Origin of the sequence: Haemophilus parainfluenzae T3T1, assembly GCF_000210895.1 — a bacterium.
GTDB classification, from domain to species: Bacteria; Pseudomonadota; Gammaproteobacteria; order Enterobacterales; family Pasteurellaceae; genus Haemophilus_D; species Haemophilus_D parainfluenzae_A.
Map to the genome: position 1 here is coordinate 1,888,715 of NC_015964.1, position 13,203 is coordinate 1,901,917.

The 13,203-nt window shown below is 38.8% G+C and carries 13 protein-coding genes and 1 riboswitch; of the genes, 6 read left to right on the forward strand and 7 right to left on the reverse strand.

Annotated elements, in window-relative coordinates; translation table 11 throughout:
• Positions 1-51: 51 nt before the first annotated feature.
• On the reverse strand, positions 52-903 hold the full coding sequence (locus PARA_RS09305) for an endonuclease/exonuclease/phosphatase family protein (protein ID WP_014065551.1): 852 nt from the start codon (positions 901-903) through the stop codon (positions 52-54).
• Positions 904-1,124: 221 nt separating this feature from the next.
• On the opposite strand from PARA_RS09305, the gene ytfE reads away from it, so the two are divergent.
• Positions 1,125-1,799 (forward strand): iron-sulfur cluster repair protein YtfE, encoded by a 675-nt coding sequence (gene ytfE / locus PARA_RS09310; protein ID WP_014065552.1) that lies wholly within the window; start codon positions 1,125-1,127, stop codon positions 1,797-1,799.
• Between the two features lie 69 nt (positions 1,800-1,868).
• Here the strand turns inward: ytfE and PARA_RS09315 are convergent, their stop codons facing one another.
• Together PARA_RS09315 and PARA_RS09320 are read right to left on the reverse strand one after the other, a co-directional pair.
• Positions 1,869-3,794: an LTA synthase family protein gene (locus PARA_RS09315; protein WP_041918329.1), complete on the reverse strand. Its 1,926-nt coding sequence runs from the start codon at positions 3,792-3,794 to the stop codon at positions 1,869-1,871.
• 146 nt (positions 3,795-3,940) lie between these two features.
• Positions 3,941-5,215: a malic enzyme-like NAD(P)-binding protein gene (locus tag PARA_RS09320; protein ID WP_041918330.1), complete on the reverse strand. Its 1,275-nt coding sequence runs from the start codon at positions 5,213-5,215 to the stop codon at positions 3,941-3,943.
• A 200-nt stretch (positions 5,216-5,415) separates the two neighbouring features.
• Between PARA_RS09320 and PARA_RS09325 the strand changes: the two genes are divergently transcribed.
• From PARA_RS09325 to PARA_RS09335, 3 genes are read left to right on the forward strand one after another with little or no spacing between them, the layout of a single operon-like run.
• Complete coding sequence (locus tag PARA_RS09325; RefSeq protein ID WP_014065555.1) at positions 5,416-6,045, forward strand: DUF1919 domain-containing protein; 630 nt, start codon at positions 5,416-5,418, stop codon at positions 6,043-6,045.
• A gap of 9 nt (positions 6,046-6,054) precedes the next feature.
• Positions 6,055-6,753 (forward strand): 16S rRNA pseudouridine(516) synthase RsuA, encoded by a 699-nt coding sequence (gene rsuA / locus PARA_RS09330; RefSeq protein WP_014065556.1) that lies wholly within the window; start codon positions 6,055-6,057, stop codon positions 6,751-6,753.
• Between the two features lies 1 nt (position 6,754).
• Positions 6,755-7,945: a Bcr/CflA family multidrug efflux MFS transporter gene (locus PARA_RS09335; protein WP_041918277.1), complete on the forward strand. Its 1,191-nt coding sequence runs from the start codon at positions 6,755-6,757 to the stop codon at positions 7,943-7,945.
• Positions 7,946-8,017: 72 nt separating this feature from the next.
• Here the strand turns inward: PARA_RS09335 and PARA_RS09340 are convergent, their stop codons facing one another.
• From PARA_RS09340 to PARA_RS09350, 3 genes are all read right to left on the reverse strand, one after another.
• Positions 8,018-9,457 carry an alanine/glycine:cation symporter family protein gene (locus PARA_RS09340; RefSeq protein WP_014065558.1) on the reverse strand — a complete coding sequence of 480 codons (1,440 nt, stop codon included), beginning with the start codon at positions 9,455-9,457 and terminating at the stop codon, positions 8,018-8,020.
• Between the two features lie 137 nt (positions 9,458-9,594).
• Entirely contained in the window at positions 9,595-10,512 is a 918-nt protein-coding gene (gene nagK / locus PARA_RS09345; protein WP_014065559.1) for an N-acetylglucosamine kinase, read from the reverse strand.
• Between the two features lie 145 nt (positions 10,513-10,657).
• Positions 10,658-11,383, reverse strand: coding sequence for a phosphatase PAP2 family protein (locus PARA_RS09350; protein ID WP_041918278.1), 726 nt, complete (start codon positions 11,381-11,383; stop codon positions 10,658-10,660).
• 67 nt (positions 11,384-11,450) lie between these two features.
• Between PARA_RS09350 and ribA the strand changes: the two genes are divergently transcribed.
• On the forward strand, positions 11,451-12,098 hold the full coding sequence (gene ribA / locus PARA_RS09355; protein ID WP_005696347.1) for a GTP cyclohydrolase II: 648 nt from the start codon (positions 11,451-11,453) through the stop codon (positions 12,096-12,098).
• Positions 12,099-12,142: 44 nt separating this feature from the next.
• On the opposite strand, the gene PARA_RS10350 is transcribed toward ribA, so the two are convergent.
• Positions 12,143-12,286 carry a hypothetical protein gene (locus tag PARA_RS10350; protein ID WP_014065561.1) on the reverse strand — a complete coding sequence of 48 codons (144 nt, stop codon included), beginning with the start codon at positions 12,284-12,286 and terminating at the stop codon, positions 12,143-12,145.
• Between the two features lie 123 nt (positions 12,287-12,409).
• A riboswitch (PreQ1 riboswitch) is annotated at positions 12,410-12,454 on the forward strand.
• A 1-nt stretch (position 12,455) separates the two neighbouring features.
• Between PARA_RS10350 and queC the strand changes: the two genes are divergently transcribed.
• On the forward strand, positions 12,456-13,133 hold the full coding sequence (gene queC / locus PARA_RS09360; protein WP_014065562.1) for a 7-cyano-7-deazaguanine synthase QueC: 678 nt from the start codon (positions 12,456-12,458) through the stop codon (positions 13,131-13,133).
• The last annotated feature ends 70 nt before the right edge of the window (positions 13,134-13,203 follow it).

The following is a 13,203-nucleotide window of genomic DNA, read 5'->3' on the forward strand; positions in this document are numbered from 1 at the left end:
TAGGGCTAACATTACGTTAGCCCTAAATTTTTCTCAAAATCTGACCGCACTTTATTCCAATTCGAACTCCATCAGTAATGGATTATGATCTGACGAAGTAACCACTTCTGATGTTGCGCTGACCACCTTTACGCCTCGCATAAAAATATAATCCAGTGGATAACCTAAGAATCGCACTCGCTCATCTTGAGAGAGCGCCACAGAATTCAATCCATATTTTTTGATCAGATTATTCACTAAATTAAGACGCTCTTCATTCCATGCATTAAAGTCCCCCGCCATAATGATGGGACCTTGATGATTTTCAACAAAGGAAAAAAGCTGTTTTAACTGTGCTTGATAAGCGGAAATCCCCCACTCAAAATTAATTAAATGCACATTGATAATCAGCAAGCTATTGCCTTTTTCTAATGGCAAATTCATTATACTCGCGACTTTAGGAATTTGAATTATTGGTTCTGCTACACCACCACCGCAATACCATTCGGGTTGTGTTTGGGTAAATGTCTTTACTCCTGATAAGAGCTCGTTAAAAGAAAAAGAGGACACAAAAAGTGCGGTCGAAAATGTACTTAAATTTTGATGCTGCGTCGCTTCTTGCAATAACACAAAATCAGCCCGTTTAGAGAGTCGTTCTAAATCCTCTTGCCATCCTGTATCTTGCCCCTTATGCACATTCCAAGTTATCAAATGAAAACGAGAAGCGGCTAATTTAGGCACTAAATCATCAGCCTTGTCACATTGCATATTTAACTTGTTTTCAAAAGGAATATAACTTGTTTTTTGTGACGTATTTAATTGAATTAATGTACGATCAAAAATTGTTAAATTCGTAAAAAAATACCCAGCCCCTAAAATGGCTAATACTAAGCCAATCTTTAAAAATCGGTTAATTTGCTTCATCCTCTCCCCTTCTCATCTATCCTCTACGCACGAATGATAACAGCTCATCAAAGCAATGCAACTTCCACCTAAATACTCATCGACATCTACCTACAACATGGTAAGTTTAAATTTTCTCTTTGATTTAAATCATACTTTGTTAAAAAAACCTTTGCATTTTTCTCTTGTTATCTTAGTATTTTACTCAACTTCTAACTCTACCATTAATAAGGAGATTCATTATGTCTTTTGGAGATAAAAAATTAAGTGAAATCGCTGTCAGCGTACCCGGCTCAACTTCCCTACTTCGTAAATACGATTTGGATTTCTGCTGTGGAGGTTCTGATACGCTTGCAAACGCCGCCGCAGAAAAAGGATTAAATTTAGCCGAAATTGAAACCCGTTTAACCGAGCTTCAAAACAGCAAAGCAGAAAACCCAGAGGAATATTGGGTTAATGCAACTTATCCTGAAATTATCGATCATATTTTAGTTCGTTATCATCAACGTCACCGTGAACAACTTCAAGAATTAATCGTCTTAGCAGATCGTGTAGAAAGTGTTCATGGCGATCGTGAAGATTGTCCAATGGGCGTTGCGGCTGAATTACGCAATGTCTATGAAGATTTAAGTAATCATATGATGAAAGAAGAGCACGTGCTTTTCCCAATGATCAAAGCCGGTAATTATATGATGGCGCAAATGCCAATTCGCATGATGGAAATGGAACATGCAGAACACGGCGAACATTTAGACGTATTGAAATCATTAACAAACAATATGACGCCTCCTGCAGATGCTTGTAACACATGGCGTGCGCTTTATAGCGGTATCCAAGAATTTGCAGATGATTTAATGATGCATATTCATCGTGAAAATAATGTTTTATTCCCTCGTGTGATTGCTGAAAATCACTAAGAACAAATCATATAAAGAAAAAGGGCGAAATCATTCGCCCTTTAAAATTAGCCTAAAACTGACCGCACTTTACTTCTCTTCACTGCCTTTATATAAACGGTTTTTATACAAATAGCTGCCAAGTAAGGCATGTGCCAAGGCTTCTTTTTTCATTTCTTCCGGTACTTCTTTTTCAGTTAATGTGTCTTTTTCTTTATCGTAAACATAACCTTTTGCTTTGCTATTTGGTGTTTGGATAACGACATCATGATTGCCTTTCATTAAAGCTTGGGTTTGATCAAACTGCATAAACGCACGATCTGGATTAGCGTCTTGCGTTAAATCAAAACCAATCATCGGATAATTACCACTTACGCCCGCAATAGAAAGTAAGGTTGTCGGCATATCAATTTGACTCACTAAACGACTGTCTCGGCGTGGCTCAACATGATCACCTAAAATTAACGCAGGAATATGGAAATGCTTAATTGGCACTAAGCTTGCCCCTGCAGCACGGGAGTCGTGGTCTGCAATCACTAAGAACACGGTATCTTTCCAATAATTAGATTCTTTCGCTAACTTGAAGAAATGACCAATCGCATAATCCGCATATTTTGCGCTGTTATTACGTGTTGCTTTTGGTTGTTCATAAAGCTCAATTTTGCCATCTGGAAACTCGAAAGGATCGTGATTGCTCGAACTAAATACGAGGCTAAAGAATGGTTTCCCTTCATTCTGTAATTGGGTAAAGGTTTCGTTCGCTTTATCAAATAGATCCTCATCACTCACCCCCCAAGTCGCAGTAAATTTCGGATTTTGGTAATCTTTCTGATCGATAATGGTTTGGAAACCATTGCCATAGAAAAAGCTTGCCATGTTATCAAAGTGTTTTTCACCGCCATAAATAAAGGACGTGTTATAACCTTGTTTGGCGAGTAAATCTGCAATGGTAAAGAAACCACTTTGACTGTTATTTAATTTCACCACTGCACGTGCTGGAGTGGGGGTGAAACCTGCAGTCGTAGCTTCAATACCTCGCACAGAACGAGTTCCTGTAGCATAGAGATTTTCAAATAACCAGCCTTCTTTGGCTAACTTATCAAATTCAGGTGAAAGTGGTTTTCCGCCTAACGTACCCACAAATTGCGCCCCAAAACTTTCTTCCAAAATAATGACGATATTTTTCGGTTTACCTTGGTAAGTGGCTTGGTTTTTCGTTAATGTTGGAATCTTCTCAGAAATATAATCACTTTCAGGACGGCCACGGCTGGCTTTGACAATACGCAACATTTCATCAGTATCCATTTTGCCGTACACTTCGGAAGATGAACCTTCATCTTTAAATTGCTGTGCCGCATAAAGGACAGAATAGCCAGAGTTCAACACTAGAGAATTCACTAAACCATCGGAAGAAAAGGCGACCATTGCAGGGTTAACACCACGGTGTTGGAAACTCGAACGCGCACCTAAAAAAGCAACTGCAATCACAAGCAATGCTACTACAGGACGTAATTTCCAGCTCATTGTGCGTAAATTTTTGACCGCATAACCAGATAGTTTCCAATAACAGAAGAAAGCCGTAACAGTAAAAATGAGGCTAAAAATGACCGCAGTTAAATGGCCTTCCATCAACATTGAAAAGACTTCTTTCGGATAAATGAGATATTCGATAAATAGACGGTTTGGACGGAAATCATAGGTTTCGATAAATGCGGGCGTAGCCAATTCCATAAATAGAATAAACACACTACCGAGAGTAAGCCAAATGCGTAAAATCATTTTCCAAATTCGGCTATGATGAAATAGCACCGTAAATAATGCTGGCACACCAAATAAGTAGCACAAGGCTACGATATCCATACGTAAGCCTTGTAAGAATAATTGCCCCCATCCCTCTACCGCAGATACGCGATCAGCTTGCCACAGTGCAAGACCAAGACGAGATAAGGTGAAAATAATCAGATTAATGATGACGAAGAGGAAAATCGGATATAAAGGAGAACGTGTTTGTTTCATTTTGACACTCATAAGTCCTAAGGGAATCGCTACCCTTTGATTAATTTAAAGTACGCTAATGCGCTATTCCTTCCATAGACAGATAAAAAAACACAAAGTGCGGTTAAAAACATCATCATTTTTGACCGCACTTTGAGAAAGTAAAATTATGCTGCAACTAATGCTTTTAATTGTTTTTCATAAGCTGCCCAGTCTGTGATTGGTCGCGTTGCAACGCCTGTTTCCATCGCTTTTTTCGCTACCGCAGAAGAGACAGTAAACAATAAACGAGGATCAAACGGAGTTGGAATCACATAATCTGGACCAAATGATAACGCACCATAACTTGCAATAATTTCTAACGGCACCGGTTCTTTCGCCAAACCTGCAATTGCACGAGAAGCCGCTAATTTCATTTCTTCATTAATCTCTGTTGCACCCACATCTAAAGCACCACGGAATAAGAATGGGAAACAAAGCACATTATTAACTTGGTTTGGAAAGTCTGAACGACCAGTACAAACAATCGCATCCGGACGTACTGCTTTCGCTTCATCTGGGGTAATTTCAGGTACTGGGTTAGCCAATGCTAAGATTAATGGATTTTCTGCCATGGTTTTCACCATTTCAGGTTTTAATGCACCTGCTTTAGAGCAACCTAAGAACACATCGGCTCCCTTAACGGCATCCGCTAATGTGCGCCAACCATTATCTTCAATGGCGTAGAATTGTTTGGTTTCATCCATGTTATCGCCACGGCCTTTGAAAATCACACCTTTAGAGTCACACATAGTGATATTTTCTTTTTTGAAACCCAATGCACGAAGCAAGTTAGTACAAGCAATAGCAGAAGCACCTGCACCATTTACTACTAAGCGTACATCTGCAATGTTTTTTCCAATAATTTCTAATCCGTTTAATGCTGCCGCACCAACGATGATAGCTGTACCATGTTGGTCATCATGGAATACCGGAATGCCCATACGTTCACGCAATGCTTTTTCAATGTGGAAACATTCCGGTGCTTTGATATCTTCAAGGTTAATGCCACCAAAAGTAGGTTCTAATGAAGCAATAATATCGATTAATTTATCTGGATCATGTTCATTGATTTCAATATCGAATACATTGATTCCGGCAAATTTTTTGAACAATACACCTTTCCCTTCCATAACAGGTTTTGAGGCAAGTGCACCAATATTTCCTAAACCTAATACAGCAGTACCATTTGAAATCACGGCCACTAAATTAGCACGAGCAGTATAACGGCTTGCAGCAGAAGGATCTTTTTCAATTTCGAGACAAGGCTCTGCAACACCTGGAGAATAAGCAAGGGCTAAATCATGTTGGGTTTCTAGCGATTTGGTTGGGGTAACGGCAATTTTCCCCGGAATTGGGAATTCATGAAAATCTAATGCGGCTTGGCGTAATTGTTCGCTCATATAAAATACTCCATTTTCACTTAGGTTAAATAAAATTTGCGCCATTATACTCTCTTTTTAAGAGAATTTTGTGACATACCGCAAAAATTTTACAAATTTATTACAAAATATGAGTGAAATCGACCGCACTTTTTGTCTTTTCTTCACATTTAGAGCCAAAAACGTTACTATGTCGCAAAAAAACATGCAGGATGTAAATAATGAGTTTGTTTTCTAAATTTAGAAGTGCCATCAATAAATTACAACGGAAAGCGATTAACAAAACCTTCCAACAACGGTTAACCAACCAAGGCATGTCAGTAATTTCGGCAAACTGTGTCGGTGCATTTATTTTGCACGACCTCAATCAGCCTTTTAATTCTCCGTTTGTTAACCTTTATTTAGACCCAAGCGATTTTGTTCGCTATCTACAGAACATCGCATTCTATCAAGCACAACCGCTTCAATTTATACAAACAGAAAAACCATATCCCGTTGGTCTATTAGGTGATCTTAAAGTACACTTTATGCACTACCACTCTGAACAAGAAGCTCAGGAAAAATGGGAAGCTCGCTCACAACGTTTAAACCTCGATAACTTGTTTATTATGATGACAGATAAAGATGGTGGAAAAGGTGCAAAATATGAAGACTTGCAAGCCTTCGATAACTTGCCTTATCCAAACAAAGTCGTCTTTACCCACAAGCCATATCCTGAATTAAAATCCGCTTTCTACATTAAAGGCTTTGAAAACGAAGGCGAAGTGGGCGATTTATTTACTTTTTCCGGTTGGAATGGCGAAAAATATTACGATCAGTTTGATTACGTCAGCTGGTTCAATCAAAAATAAGAGTTTACGATGCGACTAGATAAATTTATTGCTGAGAATACAGGCTTAACCCGTTCACAAGCCACCAAGGCCATTCGCCAAAGTGCGGTCAAAATTAATGGTGAAATTGTGAAAAATGGTGCGACCAAAGTAAGCCTAGAAGATGAAATTTATTTTGAAGATGAATTGTTGCCTTGGGTAGAAGAAGGGCAATATTTTATGTTGCATAAGCCACAAGGCTACGTTTGCTCTCACGATGATGGAGACTACCCAACCATTTATCAGTTCTTTGAACCGCCTCTTTCTGGCAAGTTACACAGCGCTGGACGATTAGATGTGGATACCACCGGGCTCGTGCTATTAACGGATGATGGTCAATGGTCACATCGTATTACTTCACCAAAACATCAATGCGAAAAAACCTATTTAGTCACTTTAGCCGATCCAGTTGAAAACCATTATGCTTCAGCCTGTGAAGAAGGCATTCTGCTACGTGGTGAAAAAGAACCCACTAAGCCGGCGAAATTAGAAGTATTAGATGATTACAACGTTAATTTAACTATCTCTGAAGGACGCTATCATCAGGTGAAACGAATGTTTGCTGCACTTGGTAATAAAGTCGTTGCGCTACACCGTTGGAGAATAGGTAACGTTGAATTAGATGAAAGCTTAGAAGAAGGCGAATTTCGTCCACTCACTCAGGAAGAAATCGACAATTTAGTGAAATAATATGAGCCAAAATATTAAACCTACCTTTATTTTTATCGCCACGCTCGGCATCCTCTCGATGCTACCGCCTTTGGGCGTGGATATGTATATTCCGTCCTTTTTAAATATTGCTGAAGACCTAAATATCAACTCCGAGCAAGTTCAGCACACGCTGACATTCTTTGCTTACGGCATGGCTGCAGGACAATTATTCTGGGGGCCCTTTGGCGATAGTTTTGGTCGTAAACCAATTATTCTGTTAGGTGTCATTATTGGTGCTATCACCGCTATTATTTTAACCGGTATCCATTCTATTGGTAGTTTCACTGCTCTGCGTTTCATTCAAGGTTTCTTTGGTGCAGCACCCGTTGTGCTTTCTGGGGCGTTATTACGGGATTTATTTAGCAAGGATCAACTCTCTCGAGTCATGTCCACCATCACGCTTGTCTTTATGATCGCGCCGCTTGTTGCACCTGTGATTGGCGGATATATTGTGAAGTATTTCCACTGGCACATGATTTTTTATGTGATTGGTACGATGGGATTTCTTGCAGCATTACTCGTCTTTTTCATTATTCCTGAAACCCATAAGCAAGAAAATCGTATTCCACTTCGCCTAAATATCATTGCTCGTAACTTTATGATGCTTTCAAAACAAAAAGAAGTGTTAGGTTATATGGCGGCCGCCTCTTTTGGATTTGGCGGTTTATTTGCTTTCGTCACAGCAGGCTCTATTGTCTATATCGGTATTTATGGCATCCCTGTCGATGAATTCGGTTATTTCTTTATGATCAATATTGCCATCATGACAACGGCTTCTTACCTCAATGGGAAATTTGTATTGAAATTAGGTGCTGAAACCATGTTACGAATTGGTATTGCGGTACAATTCATATCAGGAATTTGGTTATTTTTAACCGCACTTTTTGATTTTGGTTTTTGGCCAATGGCAATTGGTGTAGCCTTTTTTGTCGGTCAAAACCCATTAATCTCATCCAATGCTACCGCCTCTATTCTAGAAAAATTCCCAACGATGGCAGGAACCGCAAATTCATTAATGGGAAGTGTACGTTTTGGTGTCGGCGCAGTGATGGGCTCCTTGGTAGCGAGCTTTAAAATGGAAACCGCTGCACCAATGCTCTATACAATGACAGCTTGCGTGGTTATTTCAGCTCTTTCTTATTACTTCCTGACTTATCGAAATGAACGATAAAGTGCGGTCAATTTTCGAGTCAATTTAAAGCAATAAAGGCGGGAACTCCCGCCTTTTTTATGTCATCAAAATTTATTTCCAAATTCGATGCTCTAATACTCGTTTTTTAATTTCAGGATAGAGGTCAATTTTAAATTCAGGCTCTTTTCCTGCTTTTAATTGACGTTGATAGTCTTTCATTAACTTCCACACAATCGGGGAAAGTAAAACAATCGCGACTAAGTTGATAATAGCCATCACTGCCATCACGGTATCTGCAAAATTCCATACCACATTGCCCGATTTTACTGAGCCAAAATAAACAAAGAATAAGACAGCCAAACGGAACGACCACACAAACCACGGTTTATTTTTTATAAAACGAATATTACTTTCCGCATAAGCATAGTTACCGATAATAGAGGAATAAGCAAAAAGCAATAAAATGAAAGCCAAGAAATGCACACCAAAGTCGCCAACATGATATCGCAATGCATTTTGCGTTAAGGAAATGCTTTTCAGTGTTTCACCGCCATAGTTATCGGAAAGTAAAATAATCACTGCCGTACAAGTACAGACGATCATGGTATCTACAAATACACCTAGCATTTGGACTAAACCTTGACTAACTGGATGTTTTACATGAGCTGCAGCCGCAGCATTTGGTGCAGAACCCATCCCCGCTTCATTAGAGAATAATCCTCGCTTGATCCCCATCATCATGGCTTTAGACACTAAAGCACCAAACATACCACCAGCTGCAGATTGGAAAGTAAAGGCACTTTTGTAAATATTGGCGATTACCGTTGGGATCATATCAATATGCATGCCTAAGATAATTACCGCCATAATTAGATAAAAGAGTGCCATCATCGGTACTACGCTACTAGAAATGGTCGCAATACGTTTCACGCCACCAAAAATAATTGCGGCAGTTAGTACCACTAAAACCATACCAACATATTCACCTTGCCAATCCCAAGCATTTTTAGTCGCTTCTACGATTGAGTTTGCTTGTACTGAATTAAATGCAAAACCAAAAGTAAAAATGAGTGAAATAGCAAATGCTACCGCTAAGCAACGTGATTTTAAACCTTGTGTAATATAGTAAGCGGGGCCACCACGGAAAGAGCCATCTTTATCTTGAATTTTGAATACCTGTGCTAAAGTCGATTCCGCAAAAGCACTCGACATGCCAATAAATGCCGTTACCCACATCCAAAATACGGCACCTTCACCACCAAGTGCAATGGCTGTTGCTACACCGCTGATATTACCGACACCAACTCGACTTGCAAGCCCAGTTGCAAAAGCTTGGAATGGCGTTAGAGAATTACCCTCTGCCGCGCGACCAAACCACATTTCACGTATACTTGCAGGGAAAAGACGTAACTGTACTAAGCCTGTAGTAATTGTAAAAAATAGACCTACACCTAATAAAATAACAATCGTTATATTCCATAATGGCTCATCTAAATGTTCAACAACCCATGTTAAACCTTGCTCAATCCAGTTCCCAAATTCTGTCAACATAAAAACCTCGCTTAAAAAAATCAATATTTTGATTGTAGAGAGATAAAAGAAAAAATCCAGTTTTCTTAAAAAGAAACTGGATTTTTATCCTATAACACAAAATTTATTCAAATTTTTGCTGTATTTTTAGATTAAATCTATTCACGTTTTAAAAATAACGCTGCAGCACCACGAACCCCACCAGAATCGCCATGTTTTGCTTTTTTGATTGGTGGCACTTTTGCACTACGCATTAAATGAGGTGGCAATGCTTTTGGTAACGCCTCATAGAGATAATCAAAATTCGATAAACCACCACCAAGAACAATCATATGTGGATCAAATGCAGTAATAATGTTACCGATAGAAATAGCCGCTAACTCTACAAAAATGCGAACAAAATCAACCGCACTTTCCTCTTTCGCATAAAAACGATCGATAATTTCTTTCGCTGATAATTCCTCGCCTTTTAAGTCACGGTACAACATTTCAAAACCGCGACCTGAAATATACGTATCCAAACAAGCGTGATTACCACAACCACATTGATAAATAGGGGCTTTATCCCAACCCAATAATTTTAAGGCATGATAATTTAATTGAAGATGCCCTAACTCCCCTGCCATCCCCACTTGTCCTGAGTGAATTTTGCCGTTAATCACAAAGCCACCACCAAAACCAGTGCCTAAAATCAGCCCTAATACGGAAGGATATTGGGTATTCTCTTCGTCCCAAGCTTCAGAAAGCGCGAAACAATTTGCATCATTTTCAGCTCGCACTTCACGCCCGAGTATTTTTTCAAGATCAGTTAAAATGGGCTTATTATCTGCGACACGAATATTCGTCACTTCAGCAAGCCCTGTCGTTAAATTAACAAATCCTGGCAACCCAAGACCTACCGTGCCTTTTTCACCAAAATGAGCATCCGCACGTTCGACTAAAACTTTGATCGCTTGCAACCAATCTTGATAATCTGTCTGTGGTGTTGGCACGCGCTCAGTATAAAGTTTTTCTAATTTTTCATTAAAGGCAGCCAATTCAATCTTTGTGCCACCAATATCAATACCGTAATACATATTGTCTCCTTAAAAGAGCAGTCAAAATTATTGAAATTTATAGGTTGTATTTTCCTTGAAATCAAAATGAAAATCCATGATAAAAATCATATTTTCTACAAGCAATAAAAAAGACCGGCTTTATTACTAAAACCGGTCTTTGATGCTATTTATTGTTAAATAAGCCTTTCTTCTGTAAGAAACCAAAAATAATCAAATGAACAATCCATGCCGAAACTATCGCCACAAATAAATCGATAGGATAATGCATTCCAAGGCGTACACGACTAATTAACATTAATACCCCCCAAATGGTCATGGCTCCAATCAGTAATTCCGCTTTAAAAGAACGCTTCCCTAATAATTGACTAAATCCAACGGCTAACATTAGCCAAGTGGCGGCAAAAATAGAATGTCCTGATGGGAAAGAATAACCCGTTTCATCTTCATAATGGGCTTTTAACCAGGCTGGCGTATCGGCTTGTGTAGAATAAAATTTATCCACTAATTTTGCACGTTCTGAACGATCTTGATGATAAAAAGCATCCGTCGTACTTTCTGTTTTTTCTGCTAAATAGACAGTGAAAGGACGCGGCTCGGCAAAAACCGTTTTTAAACCTGTTTTAATTACTTGTGTAGATAATACCGACAGGCCCATTACAATCACGCCCATAATCCACTGTTTACGATTTTCAAAAAGAAAACGGAAAAGTAAAGCAAACACACCACAGGTAATTAAAGCATAAGGCACGCTACCGGTTTCGGTTAAAAGATAAAGCCAATAATCCCATTCCATTAATTGGTTGTTTCCATGCCAATGATAAGCAAAACCCCAAACAAAAAATGGTACAAGACAAAGGAATAACGTATATAATGACAGCCTTTTAAACATTGTTGCCTCTTGATAATAAAAATAAAGTGCATATTTTAGCAGAATAAAGTTGAAAAAAGGATAAGTTATGTCGAAAATCCAACTGGTTGCTCAAGCCAATTTGCCTACCGAATATGGCATATTTAAAATGGTCGGATTTGAATTTCCCGATACAAAAAAAGAACATGTCGCTTTAGTGATGGGTGATATTTCAAACCAAGATGAACCTGTGCTCGCCCGCATTCATTCTGAATGCTTAACGGGTGATGCATTACACAGTTTAAAATGCGATTGTGGTTTCCAACTAGCAGCCGCATTACGTCAAATTAGCGAAGCGGGTCGTGGTGTTTTAATCTATCATCGTGAAGAAGGCCGTGGCATTGGTCTAATTAATAAAATTCGTGCTTATTCATTACAAGATCAAGGCATGGATACCATTGAAGCCAATCTTGCATTAGGTTTTAAAGCCGATGAGCGTAACTTTAATGTGTGTGCCGATATGTTTGAATTATTAGGTGTGAAACAAGTTCGCTTGATGACAAACAACCCGCAAAAAGTAGAAACGATGAAAAAAGCGGGCATTAATATTGTAGAACGCGTGCCATTAAATGTGGGTGAAAATCGTTACAATACGAAATATCTTGATACCAAAGCAAAAAAAATGGGTCATTATATTGTGCATAATAATGAAGAGCATTTAATGACTTGCCCACATTGCCAAGAAGAAGTGATTTAATAAAAAAGCCATACAACTGTATGGCTTTTCTTTTATCAAAACAATTATTGATTAACGCCCCAATGACGAGTATCTTTATCAAATTTCATGCCTGAATGGGAGCCTTCTGAACCATTAAAATAAACGTCTTTATTTGCGCAAGCTGAAATTACTAATGCACCAATAACAATAAGAATTAATTTTTTCATTGTGTTTACCTTTTTAAAACTAACTTGCCAAAATTGTATCACAACTTCCCCAGCTTTTTCCTGCTTAAATTAGTCATTTTCTTGCAAAAGTTATCCTTGGCTTCTACAATACCGCCTCATTTTTAACTTGTAGTTCGCAAACCTCCTACATAAAAAAACTAGGTATCCTATGAATACTTCAAATCCTAATCACAATCGTAAAGCCCTTGTGATCTTCTCTGGTGGACAAGATTCCACAACCTGTTTAATTCAAGCCATTGCTGAATATGGCGTGGAAAATGTCGAAACCGTCACCTTTCAATACGGCCAGCGCCATGCCATTGAATTAGAAAAAGCCCGTTGGATCGCTCAGGATCTCGGTGTAAAACAAACGTTGATTGATACGTCTGTTATCAAATCCATTACCCATAATGCCTTAATGGATGTAAACGCTGACATTGAGCAAAAAGACGGGGAATTACCGAATACCTTTGTGGACGGTCGAAATGCACTCTTCTTATTGTATGCCGCGATCTATGCTAAAGGACAAGGTATCAATGACATTATCACGGGTGTATGTGAAACAGATTTCAGTGGCTATCCCGATTGCCGTGATGTGTTTATCAAATCCATGAATGTCACCCTTAATTTAGCCATGGATTATCCTTTCAATTTAAAAACACCGTTAATGTATCTTACCAAAGCACAAACTTGGTCATTAGCCGATGAGTTAGGCGCGTTAGATTATATTCGTCAGCACACTCACACTTGCTACGAAGGTGTTGAAGGAGGTTGTGGGGAATGCCCGAGCTGTAAATTGAGAGATAAAGGTTTGCAGGAATATTTAGCCACAAAAGCAAAAGCTTAGTATTGAGATAAGTCAATCTATAGCAGATTAAATAGGTTCAAATGAATCCAGAGTGCGGTCAAAATTCACA